The sequence below is a fragment of the Undibacterium pigrum genome (assembly GCF_003201815.1).
GTDB lineage: Bacteria > Pseudomonadota > Gammaproteobacteria > Burkholderiales > Burkholderiaceae_D > Undibacterium > Undibacterium pigrum.
In genome coordinates, this window is record NZ_QJKB01000017.1 from 19,528 (window position 1) to 36,040 (window position 16,513).

11 protein-coding genes are annotated in these 16,513 nt (G+C 49.7%); 7 read left to right on the top strand and 4 right to left on the bottom strand.

Features of this window, described 5'->3' with window-relative positions; genetic code table 11:
- The first annotated feature begins 74 nt into the window (after positions 1-74).
- Positions 75-740, top strand: a complete 666-nt coding sequence (gene lipB, locus DFR42_RS26250; protein WP_110258036.1) for a lipoyl(octanoyl) transferase LipB — start codon at positions 75-77, stop codon at positions 738-740.
- Between the two features lie 22 nt (positions 741-762).
- On the top strand, positions 763-1,746 hold the full coding sequence (gene lipA, locus DFR42_RS26255; protein ID WP_110258037.1) for a lipoyl synthase: 984 nt from the start codon (positions 763-765) through the stop codon (positions 1,744-1,746).
- A 204-nt stretch (positions 1,747-1,950) separates the two neighbouring features.
- Here the strand turns inward: lipA and DFR42_RS26260 are convergent, their stop codons facing one another.
- Both DFR42_RS26260 and DFR42_RS26265 read right to left on the bottom strand, forming a co-directional pair.
- Positions 1,951-3,453, bottom strand: a complete 1,503-nt coding sequence (locus DFR42_RS26260) for a serine hydrolase domain-containing protein (protein ID WP_110258038.1) — start codon at positions 3,451-3,453, stop codon at positions 1,951-1,953.
- Between the two features lie 235 nt (positions 3,454-3,688).
- Positions 3,689-5,524 (bottom strand): DUF4214 domain-containing protein, encoded by a 1,836-nt coding sequence (locus DFR42_RS26265; RefSeq protein WP_110258039.1) that lies wholly within the window; start codon positions 5,522-5,524, stop codon positions 3,689-3,691.
- 717 nt (positions 5,525-6,241) lie between these two features.
- Between DFR42_RS26265 and DFR42_RS26270 the strand changes: the two genes are divergently transcribed.
- Entirely contained in the window at positions 6,242-7,756 is a 1,515-nt protein-coding gene (locus DFR42_RS26270) for an ATPase domain-containing protein (protein WP_110258040.1), read from the top strand.
- Positions 7,737-9,467, top strand: coding sequence for a response regulator (locus tag DFR42_RS26275; protein WP_425450906.1), 1,731 nt, complete (start codon positions 7,737-7,739; stop codon positions 9,465-9,467). Before DFR42_RS26270 ends, DFR42_RS26275 begins: the two co-directional genes overlap by 20 nt.
- Here the strand turns inward: DFR42_RS26275 and DFR42_RS26280 are convergent.
- Positions 9,464-11,716, bottom strand: a complete 2,253-nt coding sequence (locus tag DFR42_RS26280) for a serine hydrolase domain-containing protein (RefSeq protein ID WP_211324432.1) — start codon at positions 11,714-11,716, stop codon at positions 9,464-9,466. The genes DFR42_RS26275 and DFR42_RS26280 overlap by 4 nt on opposite strands.
- A 140-nt stretch (positions 11,717-11,856) precedes the next feature.
- Between DFR42_RS26280 and DFR42_RS26285 the strand changes: the two genes are divergently transcribed.
- The 3 genes from DFR42_RS26285 (at position 11,857) to DFR42_RS26300 (ending at position 15,377) form a co-directional block, all read left to right on the top strand.
- A complete protein-coding gene (locus tag DFR42_RS26285) occupies positions 11,857-13,491 on the top strand; it encodes a sensor histidine kinase (RefSeq protein WP_170133701.1) in 1,635 nt (544 codons plus the stop codon).
- 27 nt (positions 13,492-13,518) lie between these two features.
- Complete coding sequence (locus DFR42_RS26290; protein WP_110258043.1) at positions 13,519-14,238, top strand: LytR/AlgR family response regulator transcription factor; 720 nt, start codon at positions 13,519-13,521, stop codon at positions 14,236-14,238.
- 266 nt (positions 14,239-14,504) lie between these two features.
- A complete protein-coding gene (locus DFR42_RS26300) occupies positions 14,505-15,377 on the top strand; it encodes an alpha/beta hydrolase (protein ID WP_170133702.1) in 873 nt (290 codons plus the stop codon).
- Positions 15,378-15,446: 69 nt separating this feature from the next.
- On the opposite strand, the gene DFR42_RS26305 is transcribed toward DFR42_RS26300, so the two are convergent.
- A complete protein-coding gene (locus DFR42_RS26305; RefSeq protein ID WP_110258046.1) occupies positions 15,447-16,421 on the bottom strand; it encodes an MBL fold metallo-hydrolase in 975 nt (324 codons plus the stop codon).
- Positions 16,422-16,513: the final 92 nt, after the last annotated feature.

Here is a 16,513-nt window from a genome sequence, read left to right on the forward strand (position 1 = left end):
TATCACTTATCCATCTAACATAGCATTTACACAAGCAAAGACCTCGCCCCCACAAAATGTTACACTAGCAGCCTATGCAAGCTGCCCTCGCCCCCAACGTCACACCCCGCATCATCCATCGCGGCATTGAGCCCTATCAGCTCACGTTCGACGCCATGCGCGCGTTTACTGATGCCCGTGATGAGCATACGCAAAATGAATTCTGGATCGTGGAACACCCGCCCGTGTATACCCTGGGCCTGGGCGCTGACCAGTCACATGTGCTGGCTGCCCACGACATTCCCGTGGTACAGACCGACCGTGGTGGTGAAGTCACTTACCACGGCCCCGGCCAGGTTGTGATCTACCTGTTAATAGACTTGCGCCGTAGCCATCCCAAGGCAAGATTATTCGCCCGCGAATTCGTCAACAAGATAGAACAGGCAGTCATCAACACCCTGGCAGCGTATAATCTCGCTGGTGAACGCAAGGAAGGCGCGCCCGGTATCTATGTCAGCGATGGCCAGTGGCAAGGTGCCAAGGTCGCCGCCCTGGGCTTGAAAGTGCGCGGAAACGGCTGCACCTATCATGGCGTATCACTGAATGTAGATATGGATTTGACACCGTTTTCCTGGATTAACCCCTGTGGCTATGCTGGTCTTGCCACCGTGGACATGAAAACCCTGGGCGTGACCTTGCCGCTAAGCCAAGTCCAGAATGCACTCGCACAGAATTTGCAAGATCTTTTGACTGCCCCCTGATTTTTCGACATCGCTTCATACCATGACAACCGAAAACACACCCGTCGCCACCGCCGCTTACGATCCCACCGAGAAACAAAAAGGGGCAAGTAAGACTGCGCGCATCCCCATCAAGATCATCCCGATGGAAAGATTGCCCAAGCCAGACTGGATACGCGTCAAGGCCGGTTCGCCGACGACCCGCTTTTATGAAATCAAGGACATCCTGCGCGCCAACAAACTGGTGACAGTCTGCGAAGAAGCTTCCTGCCCCAACATAGGCGAATGCTTTGGCAAAGGCACGGCCACCTTCATGATCATGGGCGACAAATGTACCCGTCGCTGCCCATTCTGCGACGTAGGCCATGGTCGCCCGGACCCACTCGATGTTGATGAGCCAGCCAACCTGGCAAAAACCATCGCTGCGCTGAAGCTCAGCTATGTCGTCATCACCTCAGTGGATCGCGACGATTTGCGCGACGGCGGCGCTGCCCACTTTGCCGAGTGCATTACCCGCGTGCGTGAATTGTCCCCAATGACACGCATAGAAATCCTGACACCAGATTTCCGTGGCCGCATGGACCGTGCGCTGGAAATTTTGAACATGGCACCACCAGATGTCATGAACCACAACCTCGAAACCGCCCCACGTTTGTACAAGGAAGCGCGTCCGGGTTCTGACTATGAATACTCCCTGAACCTGCTGAAACGCTTCAAGGAACAACACCCCAACACCCCGACCAAATCCGGCATCATGGTAGGCCTGGGTGAAACCGATGAAGAAGTCCTGCAAGTCATGCGCGACATGCGCGCCCACAACGTCGATATGCTGACCATAGGCCAGTACCTGGCACCAAGCGGCCACCACTTGCCAGTACGCCGCTATGTCCACCCAGACGTCTTCAAGATGTACGAAGAAGAAGCCTACAAAATGGGCTTCGCCCATGCAGCCGTTGGCGCAATGGTGAGGTCAAGCTACCATGCAGATCAGCAGGCGCATGGTGTCGGGACAGATGTAAAAGTTTAAGAATAGAAGCACAAAAAAACGGCTCATTATTTTCAGGATAATGAGCCGTTTTTGTTTACACATTCATGCGATCGCACTAATTCCTGCAAGTCTATGTCAGTTTGTAGGAGCTGCTTCAGCCGCGCATGATTGACACGGCATGCGGTTCGCGGCTGAAGCCGCTCCTACAAAATAGTTGAGTCAGAAAATCATGGAGTTAAACCCTTAGCGATTTTTCTGTGTCCCATCCAACACCGCAATCCGCTCCGCCGCATGACTATTCTGCGCATTAAGCCCCAGCGACAAACGGTAATGCTTCAAAGCCGCCAGCTTATCCCCCTGAAACTCATATACCTCTGCCAGGCTGTCATGCAGGTTTGCGCTATTGGGATAAACCTGCACGCCAAGGCCAAACACTGTCACTGCCTGATCAGCCATCTTCTTGCCCAGCAAACGATAGCCCCATGAATTGAAATCGTCTTCAGACGGATCAGGCAAGCCTTTATCGATTTTGATCTTGTTCAATTTCGCCGCCAGCCCTGCGTAACCCTCCTGCGAAATTTGCTCACGCAAGAGATGCCCGGCATAAGCACCACCATGCGCTTTTCTCAAGCCCGGCAAATAGAAGCCAGCGATATCATCTATCATGCCCTGTGGATCGGCACCTGCCAGATTGGTCAGCGTGACGATGGCAAGATCATGGCCGGGATATACATAGAATGCCGAACGCGCACCACCCACGCCAGCCACCGCTGCATACTCACCCTGACGCATCACTGGCCAGCCCAGCGCCCATACAGTTGGCTTCCCATTATTGAAAGTACCCGGCGTCCAGAGTTGCTTCAAACCCGCAGCGGAAATCAGCTTGCCCTGTTGCAGCGCGATGAGCCAGTTGGCTACGTCCTCCGCACTGCTATTCATGCCCGCACCCGTGCGCAAGAAAGGTGGATAGGTCTCAACGATATGTCGCAAGCTGCCACCCGGTTCTTCATACCTGTAAGACACCGCCTTGCGCGGTATCACATCACGTGACTCACCAAAACCCACGCTGCGCATACCCGCCACGGCAAACTGTCGCTTCTGGAAAAACTCTATAAACGGCATGCCGCTCAGACGGTCTATGATCTTGCCCAGCAAAATATAATTGGTCTGGTTGTAGCGGTAACGCTCACCTGTCTTGAATTCCATAGGCCAGGTCTGGATCGCAGCCCAGGCAGCATCCACCTCTTGCGGTGTCGCCAGCGATGGTATCTTGCTGCTGATAATGTCAGGAATGCCCGAGGTATGTGTCAGAAGCTGCCGCACCGTCACCGCCTGCCAGGCCACAGGCAAGCCATCCAGATACCGCGACACCGGGGCAGATAAATCCAGCTTGCCTTCTTCCACCAACTGCATGATGGCCACACCAGTAAATGACTTGGTCGCAGAATTGATGGAAAACACATTCTGGTCATTCACCGCCACAGCATTGGGAATCTCAGCCAGACCGTAGGACTTCAACAAAACAATCTTGCCGCCTTTAACCACAGCCAGTTGCATGCCAGGGATGCGGCGTTCCTGCATTTCGCTTTTTATATAGCGGTCGATTTGCTGTTTGATTTCTGCGTCAGACATCTGAATTTTTGCAGCAACTTCATTCGCACTAGCTGCATAATTAGCTGCATAAGCAGTGGCTGTCGCTCCCATCAAACTACAAACTACACAAAGTGAAGCAATCAGTTTTGTCATTTCAATCTGCTTTCAAAAAGATGCAACTGAGGCATGGAAGCAGCAGTCGGTGAATTGGACAGGGAAGTAAAATTTCTGCTACTTAGAGATCAAATCTTGAGAAATCAAACTGCGCCCACATTCTTGCATAGGCATTCGTTCGACCAAGGCACAAAGAAATAGTTCTTTGTACCTGTAGAATTAGCTAGCGCAGTCCAAAAAACAGCAGGATGCAGGAGCACCCCGCAAACCGCTATCAAAGGCCCATCAAGTCGCCAACAAGGATAGTGCCTGCGCCAACCAGTTTGACTATCATGTCTATGCCAGTCACTGCCGTCGATTGATTGATGTGCTCATACACATAGGTGCCTGTCGCTGCACCAGCCGCCACGTTGACAATGAATGCCTTGCAGTCACCCGCAGTCAAGACACCTGCGCCAGCCTGAATATAGCCAGCCAGGCTGGCAAGGTCTGAAGAGGCAATATTGATTGTACCTAAAGAGCTTGCTGTATTACCCCAATGTATTTTGTCCGTGCCCGAGGCTTTGAAGTTGGTGATCGTCGTCAACCCGGTCAGGATGCTTCCTATACGGATACCACCACCCGTGTTCAAAGTGATGTCATCATTGCCGTTACCGGTAGCTGACAGGTTGATGTTCATATTATTTAACGCACTGGCCGACATCATGGTGTTGCCAGTTGCAGCAGCGTTGTAGGTAATACTACCTTGTCCGCTGACAAACACAAAAGCGTTGACGCCATTGACTGCATTAATGGTGGTGGTATGACTTGCATTGGTGGAGATGCTGACCATGCCAGTGCCACCTACTGTGACTTTAACTGCTCCAGAACCCACGCTCTCCATCACGCCGACCAGGTTTTGCCCGGAAGTGATGACATTCAAGCTGCCAGTCAAGCCACCATCGAAGATGTGAATATTCTTTTCACCTGCCCCTATCACCGTGAAATTGCCCGTGCCCGCCACCGTATCAGCATGGTAATTCGCAGAACTTGCATCTATCGTCGTCGTGACCGAGCTGGTAATTGTATGATCATTGGCGGTATCAATAATCTTCAAAGAGCCGCCTGTACCAGTGGCAGTAATTGCCCCCGTAGTGCCACCTGAAACAGTATAGTTGGCAACACCACCCAGGGTTAGCCCCCAGCTTGAAGCTTGATTCACCTTGACGTTTTGTGCGGTCGTCACATTCAGTGTTGCCGCAGCCTCGGCCTGCTGGATCGTCAATGCGGATGCAGGGCTCAATGTCAGCACCTCGCCAGTAGCAGCAAACAGTTTGATGTTGTTGACACCATTCAAGGCTGCAGCAGCCAATGTTGCTTTGCCAGCGTCACTGAAATTGATACTCGCCCCGCCGCTGGCATTTGCTGCATTGATGCTCAGGCCCACCGTATTGGCATGGTTGGTGTTCACCGTCAAGGAGCCAGATGTCAGCGTTACCTGATTCACTGTTTGATTTATCCCGCCAGTCACAACGGTTTCATTACCCACGGTATTGTAGAAGTTGACTGTCTGCGCACCTGCACCCAAAGTAACTGTGTCACCACCTGTGTTTTTGTAATTATTATTGATGGCAGTAGCCAGGCCGTTTGTGGCAATTGCCCCAGTCGATGTATCAACAACGGCCGCAAGCCAGGTCTTGGCAAAGGTGAAGGAACCATTTGCTGCATTGTATGCTGCCTGGGCCTGCGCACTATTTACCATTGATGCTGTAAATGCAGTGGCAGCGGTATTCTTTGCCTGTACCGTCGTTAAATCAGAACCTGTTGCACCTCCCAGAATAGCAATCGCCGCTGCTCCTATGCTGACAGCACCACTATCAATTTGCCCCACCCAATACGCCAGTCCAGCAGAGTCAGCAACATGATTAAACAGGTTGCCATACAAGGCATTGACTGTTTGCGTAGTCGTATAAGCTGAGAAAGACTTCGCATATTCTGCCTGTTGAGAAAAGCTTTGCGCAATCTGCAAGAGACTAAATGGGGTGGTTTGCCAGTAAGCCAGACCCGCAACATCTGCCGGGCGATTGAAATATGCGATGTAGAGGTTTTGGATATCACTAGCTGTTGCCATGGAAGATGCCCTGGAAGATGGGGATAAAAGAAGAACAGTTTTCTAGGCATTGAAAATATTTCACATGCGCAAAAAACATAGGCCTTGTGCTGCACTGGCACGAATAAAAAAGTCGCGCAAATTCTCTCAAACTTCGAGTGTAAAGTACATCATCCTGGCGAATATTCTTTGCTCCAGAACAGAAATAAAGATTGACTACTACAGTGCCGACAATAATTTCGCGACTTCCAAGTCAGTCATAGGGGCTTTGACGAGATAAGTACGAATGTTGTTGCGTAGGAGCAGATGATGCAAATTCACCAGAAGATGCGCAGGATGCGCAACGCTTACTGATGAAAGGCAACATGCTATTCCATTGGCCACCGCCTGAACTGTTATCAGAATTCCGATGACGAAATTAAATGACCAGCCTCGCCCGGTGTTATGCAAAATCCTGGCATCAAGCCTTGAGCTGTATTCTGAGGGCTGGTCTATATCCACTTCAGTGAGCTAAAGTTGTGGTTGGTATTTTTACATGTATCGATTAAATTTTTATTTATTTTTTTAACAAAACAATAGGGAGCTATGTATGGTCGCGAACATACGGAGAGCCGGACAAGAATTAAAATAAACCGTAGACATAGCGGGCAGTGAACAGTTCCTGGAAAGACTTATGTAATTCAGCCTTGTTTCACAAAATACCTTGTTCAACTTCTACGTTCAATACGTTGACAATTTATGATAGAAAAATCTTATTCGCACGAAACGCGCAGCCCCACCACACGCATTTCTACTGGCGTCGCTGGACTTGACGATATCCTCTGCGGTGGATTGACTGCTCAGCGTGTTTATCTGGTGGAAGGATCACCAGGAACTGGTAAAACAACCCTGGGTTTACAGTTCTTGCTTGAAGGTGTGGCCCATGGCCAACGCGGGCTTTACATTACCCTGTCAGAAACGGCTGATGAACTCAACGCTGTGGCAGAAAGCCATTGCTGGGATATAGGCAAGATCACAGTGTTTGAGCTGGCCAATGATAACTCACTCCATCCTGATGCCCAGCAATCGGTATTCCATCCATCTGAAGTCGAATTGGGTGAAACCACCAAAACCGTGATGGAGCGCGTGAATGAATTAAAGCCCTTGCGGGTCGTTTTTGACAGCTTGTCAGAGATGCGCCTGCTGGCGCAAAACCCTCTGCGTTACCGGAGGCAAATTCTGGCATTAAAACAATTTTTTGCACAACGGGATTGCACGGTGCTGCTATTGGATGATAAATCCAATAGCCCCGATCAGCAATTGCATAGTATTGCCCATGGTGTTATCAGCTTGGAACAAATTGCACAGGAATTTGGTAAAGAGCGGCGTCGTGTCAACGTGATAAAAATGCGCGGCATCAAGTTCCGTGGCGGCTATCATGACTATATTCTTGAAACCGGTGGACTTAAAATCTTCCCCCGCTTGGTGGCGGCAGAGCACAATAAGCAATTTGAAGCGAGTACCAGTTCGACAGGCCTGCCCAGTTTCGATAAATTGCTGGGGGGTGGCCTGGTTTCTGGCACCAACTCGCTTATCGTTGGGCCTTCTGGCATAGGTAAAACGACAGTGTCGGTACGCTGTCTGCTGAGTGCATTGGAACGCGGCGAAAAGGCATCATTCTATTTATTTGATGAAGGCCTGGGCACGTTCTTTGCCCGCTCTGCGTCGCTGGGACTTGATGTGCAATCTTACGTTGACAGTGGTCAACTCGCTATCCAGCATATAGACCCAGCCGAACTGGCACCGGGTGAATTTGCACAGATGCTGCGCGATGCAGTTGAGTTGACCTGTGTAAAATTTATAGTCATCGACAGCTTGAATGCTTACTTGCAGGCTATGCCTGGCGAGCATTTTTTAACGCTGCAAATGCATGAGCTGCTGTCTTATCTGAATCAGCAAGGCGTTACCACAGTCTTGGTGTTAGGCCAGCACGGATTGATTGGTGAAGTACGTACTGATGTTGACTTGAGCTATCTGAGTGACACCACGGTCTTATTACGGTTTTTTGAATCTAATGGCAGATTGCGCCGCGCTATCACCGTCATCAAGAGCAGAACCAGTAATCACTTGCTGACTATTCATGAACTACAACTTGGCAGCAGTGGCATTATCATTGGTGAGGCACTTGAAGGTTTTGAAGGCGTACTAACTGGTTTACCGACCTATCGCGGTGTAACACCGATGTTATCGGCAGATGCTGATGCCGGACGATAACAACGCGCTGGATGAGCGCATTCTGATTCTGGCTCCGCACGGCAGGGATGCTGAAGTCATTTATCAATTCCTGTTACGTAATGGTTTCGAATGCGGGGCAATACCGCATTTTGACGCCATGGTTAACGAACTATCGACCAGTGCTGGCGCATGCGTGATTGCAGAAGAGACCTTGCAAGACTCCAGCGTGAGGCAACTTATTGACTGGCTCAACGCACAGGAACCCTGGTCCGATTTTCCTTTTGTAATACTTATTTCAAAAGGAGGCAGCGTTGCAAGTAGCGCAACCAGAAGCATTTTTGATCAACTAGGCAATATCGTTTTGCTGGAACGTCCCTTGAATTCAGAGACGCTGCGCAGTGCTGCATCATCAGCATTGCGGGGCCGCCGTCGTCAATACGATATGCGTAAGATATTGCAGGACAGGATGCAGGCAACTGAAAAATTGCGCGACAGCCAAGCCCAGCTTTTGCAACTGAATGAGACCCTGGAGTCGCGCATAGAAGAACGCACGCGCGCGCTGGCACAGGCAAATGACAGGCTAATGAATGAAGTCATAGAGCGTGAACGGGTGCAACAAGCCATGGTGCAATTCCAGAAAATGGAAGCCATGGGCCGTCTGACCGGTGGCATCGCACATGACTTCAACAACCTGCTGAATGTGATACAGGGCAGCATGGATTTGATCCTGCTATTGTCCAAGGACGACATCGCCAGGCGCAAGGCAGAAGTGGCACGGCGTGCCTGCGAACGCGGTGGCAAGCTGACGGGGCAGTTGCTGGCCTATTCCCGCAACCAGAGACTGGACTTGCGCTCGACCGATGTACTTGCGCTATTCGAGGGCGTCAGGGAATTGATGAAAACTTCCCTGGGGACATTGATAGAACTGAACTTTGAAATAGACGACGAGCTGGAATTTGTCATGGCCGACAAAAACCAGATGGAAATGGCCTTGCTCAATCTGGCCATCAATGCCCGCGATGCCATGCCTTTGGGTGGTAGATTAACAGTGAGAGCATCCAGGGCAATCCCACCGGAAGATTTGCTCCCGCCTGGCACATACGGCCTTATCACGGTAACGGATACCGGCCATGGTATTGCCCCTAACATATTGGCCAAAGTGTTTGAACCATTCTTTACGACCAAGGGTGTGGGCAAAGGGACAGGGCTGGGCCTGAGCCAGGTATATGGCATGGCACAACAATCTGGTGGCACAGCGCGGGTGCTCAGTGAAATAGATGTGGGCACCACCATAGAAATATGGCTCAGGGCAGCGGAAGACTTTTCAGATACCGACAAGCAAGGCGCATTTCCTGTATTGAGGATGGTCGCTGCCGGCACCCGCATACTGGTGGTGGAAGATGATGACTCGGTGCGGCAATCCATGGTGGAATCGCTGGAAGCCCTGGGCTATGTAGTCAGCCAGGCAGCAGATGGTGAAGCGGGCTTGCGTGAACTCAGGCGCGAAAAACCCAACCTGATGATCACTGATTATCTGATGCCGGGTATGACAGGTGCCAAGCTGGTGGATATCGCCAACCAGGAATTTCCTGGCCTGCCCATGATCATCGCCACCGGTTACGCCGACATGGAAGCGATAGACCAGGTCATCGAAGGAAATACCATCTTGCGCAAACCCTTCCAGCTGGTTGAACTTGCCTCCAGCGTAGACCAGGCTCTGCGCCGGTGTGCTGATCAACCTCCTGCTTAATGCGCATTTTTGTTTGTGCTTAATTCCTGTATTGCCTGCTGTATTGCTTGTGTCGCTGCTTTTGCATTTGGATAAGCAGGGTTGATATCCAGGGCTTTTTGATAAGACTGTATCGCCTTCTTGTTCATGGACAATGCAGCATAAAATTCACCCAGGCTATCGTGCAGATTGACATCATCCGGATACAACTCTGTCGCTGCCTGAAGTATTTTCAGCGCCGATTCAGGGCCGCTGTTTTCTCTTGCACGGTAAGCCGCATTATTGAGTGCAACAGGGCTGGCCGCACCAGTTGGATCAAGCCGGATCGCTGTTTTGAGTGCAGCGATTGCTTTGCTTTTATCTCCGGCTGAAATTTCCAGCACACCCGCAAGTGCATGCGCGGCATCTGATGCTGGGTAAATCTCTTGCGCCAGTTGGCTGATTTGCAGCGCATGGTGAGCCCTACCATTACGCATCAAATCCTGTATCAGCATCGTCAGCTCTGCGAGGTAGTCAGGAGCTACGGCGGCATCCTGAAATGCACTCTTCATGGTCTGACGTAGTGTCGCCAGCGCTTTCAATAAGGCCGCATCATCAGAAGCTGCATTTGCACCATTGCTGGAAAAATACTTTTGCACATCAAAATCCTGTCTGGCGAATTTGATATGGCTGGATTTTCTCCAGTCTGCCTGCAACTGCTCTGCTTGCTGTTCAAATGCCGTATCAAACCGGAATGCAGCGTCAATAGAGCTGTCTTTTTTGTACAAGGCGATATAGTCATGAAAGAAGGCCATCGCACTGCTATTGGCATATGAGGGTAATTTATGCCCGGCATGATGCAGTTTTTTCGCCATATGTGAACCAAGTTTGCGCAACTGCATGCCACCTGCCGGATGTTGCGCCTCCTTGATAAAAAGCTCAGCCTGTTTTGCATCCTTGCCAGCAGCCACAGATTGCATATGCTGATTGAATACACCAAATGCCGCAGCCAGTGCTTTGCTTTCGCTACGCTCATCAAGATAGGCTTGCTGCTTGCGCTCAAAATAAGCATTGCCTTCATTGAACACTGCTTTCATGGCCTCGTAATAAGTTCGCTTTTGTCTGTCATGGATATACAGAGGTATTTCCCATGCCTCACCCGTGACAGCTTCAAATAACTGTGTGGCAAAAATGCTGGTATCGATTCTTTGCAAATTGGCGGCAACCGCAATGCTCAGATTGCGAGCGGGGAAGCAGAATAAGTAAGTGGAAGTTTCTGGTTGCACGCCATCGTGAGAAATGACAAACCTGCCATTGACAGGGCTGGTGATCCAGCCAGCGCTGTAATTGCTGAGTTTGCCTGCCCTGGTCGCCATGGATACAAACATCAGATCTTGTGCCTCTTTGGATGCAATACGGCCACTGATGATGCCATCGCCAAACCTGAGCATGTCGACGACCGTGGAGCGTGTTCCGCCAGCAGAGAAACGGCTGCTGATATCAATGAACTCGGCATGCTTGATTTGCTGCTTCTGTAACTGATAACCACGCACCCGTTCAGGGATAATGTCATAGGGATCGTCCAGCCGGGTAGCTGTCATGCCCAAAGGTGCCCACACATTCTTTGTCATGTACTCGCCATACGACATGCCAGAAGCACCTTCGATGACAGCACCCAGCAAGTTATAGCCATAGCTGGTATAGCGAAACCGCGTACCCGGCTCAGCGATCAGATCAAAATTCTCAAATACGGCTATGGATTCCCGTGTATTTTTATGTTCTTTGAAATGCTGTTCCAGTTGTGGATTGACATAGGCATTGATACCGCCCAGATGACCCAGCAACTGACGCACAGTGATGGGATATGGTTTTCTGGGGAAGTAAGGCACATAGCTTTGCACTTCGGCATCTAGCGAGACTTTGCCGCTGTCCACCAGTTGCAATATTGCTGCCGCGGTCATGGGTTTAGTCACTGAAGCCAGGCGATAACTGGAACTGGCCGTTGCAGGTACCTTGTTTTCCAGGTCAGCATAAGCAAAACCGCGGGCCCACATCTGAGTGCCTTGCAAGTAGCCTATGGATAAACCTGGTATCTTGTCCCTGGCCATTTGACTGCTGACGAACTGCTCAAATTTCTTCAGCCTGCTCTGGGTAGCTGCGTCAGTTGGGTCAACTGGCAAACTCGCCGCTGAAGTATTCACAGAAAAAATCGTCATGAAAACCCAGAAAAGCAGGATGATGTTTCGCATAATTGAGATGTCGATAAGTGGCAGGCCAATCATCTTAGTCATGCGACTGCAATAAAAAAGTAAAAACCACACGAATTGCACTTGCGCAGCCTGATTTGCACTTGGCAATAGAAAAACATGGCTACAATCCATGCATGAGTTCACACTTTACAAAATGCCTGCTATTTTTTCTTTTCTTCCTTGTGCTCAAACCCTGTCTGGCACAAGTGGATTTGATGGGCTTGCGTTTCCATCACTTGCCGGGAGACTTTTCTCGCTGTGGGGAATCGGGTTTGGTCTCCCTGCCTGAGCAAGCTGCGCAAGCCGGTTTCTCTTTGCATGATTTGAAAGCAAAGCAGCATTATTGCCTGGCAGCGCGCTTCATGATGCCAGCGATGCCTGGTGAAAATCCAAGCTTGTCTTTATCGTTGCTGGCTGCTACGGAGGTTTTTATTGATGGTGTCAAAGTGGGCAGCAATGGCAAACCTGCCATCACGAGTGAAGCAGAAATACCCGGACTGATTGATTACAGCATCAGCCTGAGACCAGGGCAATTGCAACAGGGCATGCACCTGCTGGTATTAAAAATTTCCAGCCATCAGGGCAGTGAACAGGTAAAAAATCCTTTCTATGATTTTTCCGTCAATGAGCAACAAAACCCGCATGCAAACAAAAACAAGCAAATTATCCTGCCGCTATTATTGACAGGGGCTTTGCTGCTGGTGGCCTTGTTATTTACTGGCCTGACTTTGTTTTATCAGCGGCATGCGCACTGGATAATTTTTTCAATACTGTGCCTGATCGCGAGTAACCTGCTCATGGTCGAAAGCTGGCGCGACCTGGTCGGCTATGCTTATCCATTTCACATAACCAGGCTATATCTGGTGACTGGGCTGACCTGGATTTTTTCTATTTTATTACCCTTGTATTTCCTGCTGTTGTTCAGGTTTAAACACGTATGGGAAATTGTCAGCACACTGGCCTTGCTTACCGCTAGCGTGAATTTCATCAGCCCCTATTTTGATCTCAAAAGCCTGATGATGTTTGCGGTGGCGCTTCTGGCCAGCCTGATCATCAATGTCATCGCATATCGCCGTAAGGAAAATACCAGCAGGATAAGCCTGGCCGTAGTGCTGTGTTCTTTGCTGTTGTTTCTGATACCCGCTTTTCGTTTTGCAGAAACGGGCTTTGCTCTGAGCGTTTGCTTTGTCTTGTTGACGCTCTTGCTGCAATTAATCCAGCAGTTTGCCCGTGACAGGCAAAAGGCAGCACTGGCCACGCAATTGGAAAATCAATTGCTAAGACGCAGTTTGCAACCGCACTTCCTCATGAATTCCCTGAGCCTGGTGACGGAATTGCTACACCAGTCACCACAACAGGCGGAAGAATTTATTCAAGCCTTGGGGCGAGAATTCAGGATGCTGAATGAGTATGCCAGTCACACCAGCATCGCTTTGACGCAGGAACTGGACTTGTGCCAGAATTATCTGGAGATCATGAGCACCCGCCTGCAAAAGAAATGCTATTTGCAGATACAGGGGGATGCATCTTCCATCATGATCCCGCCTGCCATGCTATTGACGGTATTGGAAAATGCATTTTCTCACAATAAATATAAGCAGGAAACACGCTTTGAACTGACCATACATCGCGACCAGAAATCGGTGGAAATCATCATGAAACTACCTGTCGTCAGCCCCAGGCGACATGTTGGTACAGGCACGGGACACAACTATATCCAGCAAAGCCTGCAAGAAGTTTTTGATGGCCGCGCCACTTATGTGACAGAGCAAACTGGCGAGATATGGCAAGCACGATTTCAATTGCCATCTGTCTGAGAATTGACCGCAGATAAAAGAAGGCCCATGAAATTATTGATCGTCGAGGATGAACCCCTGATCGCCCAGCGCCTGCTGCGCGAGACCCGGCACTATTTTGGAAGCAAACTCAGTCAACTGCATCATTGCGATGATCTTGATGATGCCCTGGCCCTGCTTGATGCAAGCAGCTTTGACTTGTTATTGCTGGACTTGAATGTGCTGGGCGAAGATGGTTTCAAGATTTTGCAATTGAAGCATATGGCGAGCAATGAAAAGGCCACCAGTTTTCAGGTCATTATTATTTCTGCACATACTGAGCAGGCGGTGACTGCTTTTGGTTTTGGCGTTGTCGATTTTGTCCCCAAACCATTTAGCCAGGAGCGTTTATTTCTCGCATTTGAACGTTATGAGCAGCGGCCACTAACAGATAATCATAGTGCCAGCCTGGCGGTAAAAAAAATGGGTAGCATAGAACTACTGTCGATTGCCGACATCGATTTCTTGCAGGCAGACGGACACTACTGCAAGATCATCTGTTGCGATGGTCAACAGCATTTCCATGAAAAATCCCTGGAGAATATGCTGCAAGCCTTGCCTGAGAATTTTGTACGCGTACATCGCTCTTATGTAGTCAATATGCAGCACTTCAAACGCTTGTCTATCGCTGCGGGTGGGAAGTATTCCATGGATACGACATTTTCAAAGGAGATACCCGTTTCGCGTTCCATCTACCCAAAAATCAAGGATATGCTTGGGGCTACCTGATTGATAAAGGGATGCACTGCCCTTGCATCCATCACTGCCTTGAAATCATGCGCATTTAAAAGCCCTTCGCCTTTTGCATTTTGCCTTTTGCATTTTGCATTTTGCATTTTTCCAGGCTGTATGCGGACGCCATGCTTGAAATCCATTATCAAATTTTCTGTCGGAAATCGCCCAAAAAATACTGGCAGAAATTGCGATGAAAATGGCTTCCTTTTCAAGAAAACCGCATGCTAAAATTTTCCTCCCTTTTACAATATGGAGGCAAAATGTACACAAAAAAAACGGGGAAATATGTGGGAGCAGTTTTGCTGCTTGCAGCCGCAACACAATTGACAGCCTGCATGCACGTTAACATCACCGACAAAGAGTTGATACGCCCTGATAGCGCAACTGGTTACAAGTCCACCAAGAGGATGGCACTGGAAGAAATAAAGAAAATCAATCCTGCTGCCCGTATCAAGGATGAAACTGTGGTCGCGGCAGACCAGACCAAGATCGAAGGTATCTCGTTGCAGCAGGAGGGCAGCAAGGTCACCATATTATATTTTGGCGGTAATTTGTCCCATGTGGACGAAAGTGTGCCCTACCTGCTAAAGAATCTGAGTGCCTGCAAGTTCAATCTCGTGAATTTTGACTACCGTGGCTATGGCCGTACCATTGGCGTACCTGACAGCACAGCCATGCTTGACGACGCAATCAAGATCTATGATGCAGTACGCGCACAAACCCAGGGCAAACTCATCATCCACGGCCACTCCATGGGCAGCTTTTCTGCTGCGCACATCGCCAGCCAGCGCAAGCCGGACGGCATCATACTAGAAGCCACAGCAAACAATGTCACAGACATTGCAATGAACGTTTCGCCCTGGTATTTGAGGCCTTTTGTAAATCTGGATATTCAGGATAGTCTGAAAAAACTGGACAACGTCAAAGCTGTATCCACTTACCATGGCCCCAGCCTGGTCTTTAACGGTGAAAAAGATGTGCAATTCCCGGCTGAACTTGGACAAAAAGTGTATGACGCCATCCCCGCTGGCAATAAGCGTCTTGTGCTCCTGAAAGATCAAGGGCACACGGGCATGTTAAAGCGTGAGGATGTGCAAAAAACCTATTGCGAATATCTACAGCAAATAAGTTGATCATGCTGATGCGGCAGTCAGGTGCACGTGCACCAACTGCCGCAACGGGCTTTACTGGTTTGTAGTAATTCAAGGCATCAGAGTGAAATTGACTGGTACCCATTGATAAGAGTTACCCGTCTTTTTCAAGCGCCCCATGCCAGGGAACTGTATGTGTGAGGCAGCGATGATGACACCGTCTTTTGCTGCCTGCGCAAATACTTTCTGGCGCATGGCAGAGGCTGCTTTGGCATGGCTATCAAAAGTCACTGTCACTTCAGGTTTGTCGAGCTGCACGGATGCGACGTGGATCAGGTCGCCAACCACCAGCATTTTTTCTCCCTGGCTTTCAACCAGATAAGAGGTATGCCCAGCAGTGTGGCCATGCGTGGAATGCGCGGTGAGACCTGGCAGCAACTCCCCATCAGCACTAAAGGTTTGCAGCTTGTTCGCATCCTTATAGGGATTAAGCGAAGCCATCGCACCCTGGAAAAAAGACTTGGCATCTGCTGGTGCCTGCTCCATGTTTTTTTGGCTTAGCCAGTAATCAGCTTCTGCCTGATGCACATGGATAGTGGCCTTATTAAAAGCCATTGCACCATTGACCATCAAGCCACCCACATGGTCAGGATGTAAATGCGTCAAATAGATATCGTCTATCTGCGAAGCTTCATAACCAGATGCCTTGAGATTGGCGATGAGCTTGCCCAGGCTGGGGCCAAACAGATTGCTGGTGCCAGCATCTATCAGTATCAACTTGTTGCCAGTGTTAATCAGATAGGCATTCACCGAGGTTTCCAACGGTGCCTGCAAAAATGATTTTGCCAGGGCATCTTTGGTTTTTTGCTCAGGCTCCATCAATATTTTTTCTACTGGCAGTTTGACGGTGCCGTCGCTGAGTGCCGTCACTTCAAACGCGCCCAGCATAGTGCGGTAATACGCCGGAGCAGAAGTTTTTACCATGGGTGCTGCTGAATAAGCTGCACCGCTAGTCATGCCGAATGCGCCGGCGATGGACAGGTATATGGCAGCGTGGGCTAATTTATGCAAAGTGTTCTTGATCATGTTCTCTTCCTTGGGGCTATTCGCCAGGTGTTGTTGAAAAAGGTTTGTTGAAGAAGGTTTGTTGATGTGAGAGATTCTATTTCTTTGCAAAA